Raw genomic sequence first — 1422 nt, forward strand, 5'->3', positions numbered from 1 at the left:
GTCCTGTACGACCGCAACACCCCCTTCCCCGGCACCGCCGCGCTGCTGCCCGTCCTCGGCACCGCCGCCGTCCTGCTCGCCGGACACGGCGCCGGGCCCGCCGGCCCCGGCGCCGCCGACGCGGGGCGGCTGCTCGCCACCCGCCCGCTGCGCGCCGCCGGACGGCTCTCGTACGCCTGGTACCTGTGGCACTGGCCGGTGCTGACCATCGCCCAGGCCCGGTACGGCGCACTGCCCTGGACCACCCTGCTCGCGCTCACCGCCGCCAGCGCGCTGCCCGCCTGGCTCACCCTGCGGCTGGTCGAACAGCCGCTGCGGTACGGCAGCAGCCCGGCACCCCGGCGCGGGCTCGCCGTCGGCGCCAGCGCCCTGGTCATCCCGCTGATCGCCGCGCTCACCCTCGGCGGCGGCACCGTACGGGCCCTCGGCGACCCCTCCTCCGGGCCCGTGGCGGCGCCCGCCGGAGCCGCCGACGGCCCGGGCCTGCTCGCCCCCGGCACCCGGGTGCTCGCCCTGACGCCCTCGCTGGCCCGGGCCCGGGAGGACTTCCCGCCCGGCAAGGGCTGCGAGATCCCGCTCAACGCCGACAGCAGCCCGCGCTGCCTCTTCGGCGCCGAGGACAGCCCCGACCGGATCGTGCTGCTCGGCGACTCGCACGCCGGGCAGTGGATCTCCGCCGGCCTCGCTCTCGCCGAACAGCGGCACTGGGCCCTGGAGGTCCTGGTCAAGCCCGGCTGCCCGCTGGCCACCCTCACCGTGCGCAACAACGTGCTCGGCCGGACCTTCGAGGAGTGCGACCGCTGGCGCGAGAACACCCTCACCCGGCTGGCCTCCGGGCCCAAGCCGCGGCTGGTCCTGATGGCGGGCCTCAACCGCTACGGCAGCCCGGAGGAGCGCACCGAGGGCTGGACCCGCACCCTGGACCGGCTCACCGCGCTCGGCGCCCCGCTCGCCTACCTCGGCGACACCCCGATGCCCGGCAAGGACATCCCGACCTGCCTGGCCGCCTCCGACGGGCGCTCCGACGCCTGCTTCTTCCCGCGCGACACCGCCTTCGAGCCCGACCCCGTACTGGACGGCGGGCTCGCCGCCCGGTACGGGGTGCGGACCCTCGACCTCGGCCCGCTGCTCTGCCCCGGCACCGGGCCCTCCTGCCCGGCCGTGCTGGAGGGCGTGGTGCTGTACCGGGACACCGGCCACATCACCGACACCCTGGCGCGGGTGCTGGCGCCTCGGCTGGACAGGGGGCTGCTGGGGGCCCCGGGGGCCGTGGGTGCCCAGGGTGCTCCGGCGGCGTCCGCGGCTCCGGGGCCGCGGCCGGTTCAGCCGGACCAATCGATTCAGCAGGTGCAGCCGGTTCAGCCGGTTCAGCCGTAGAGGCTGTGGCAGACCCGGGCCTGGTCCGAGCCGGGCGGCCAGTGG

General features: G+C 77.4%; 1 protein-coding gene. It reads left to right on the forward strand.

The genetic code is table 11. The features are described 5' to 3' along the window. On the forward strand, window positions 1-1377 hold a 1377-nt coding region (locus tag ACFU6K_RS38970), incomplete at its 5' end, for an acyltransferase family protein (protein WP_380671407.1). Window positions 1378-1422 lie beyond the last annotated feature (45 nt).

Source organism: Kitasatospora sp. NPDC057512 (genome assembly GCF_042802135.1).
In the GTDB taxonomy this organism is placed as follows: domain Bacteria; phylum Actinomycetota; class Actinomycetes; order Streptomycetales; family Streptomycetaceae; genus Kitasatospora.